We start from the raw sequence: 303 nt of genomic DNA on the forward strand, positions 1-303 counted from the left end.
TGGAAGTAGTAAAGCTCCTGCTCTTCACCTTCTGCCTGATCCACCCGAGCCAACGGCGCATAACTCCCCGGCTCGTAGATATACAGACTGCTCTGCCCCGGTCGCTCTTCACGCAACATCCGCAGGCCTTGCCACAAAAAGTGCTTCTGCTCGGTCTTGCCGTTGACCTCTGAAACCTTGCCAACCCGTCGCCCCAGGCTGTCATACCGATACGCACCGGTACTCTCCAGCCTGCCATTCACCAACTTCTCAGCCCGCACCAACCGATTTTCACAGTCATATACAAACGTCTGCAGCTTGCCC

At 56.4% G+C, this 303-nt stretch carries 1 pseudogene; it reads right to left on the reverse strand.

From position 1 onward, the window contains the following. Positions 1-303: pseudogene (locus ACM6I6_RS27555) on the reverse strand (RHS repeat protein); the annotation flags it as partial.

The sequence above is a fragment of the Pseudomonas sp. IT-P218 genome, assembly GCF_949767605.1.
Taxonomy (GTDB): Bacteria; Pseudomonadota; Gammaproteobacteria; order Pseudomonadales; family Pseudomonadaceae; genus Aquipseudomonas; species Aquipseudomonas putida_AE.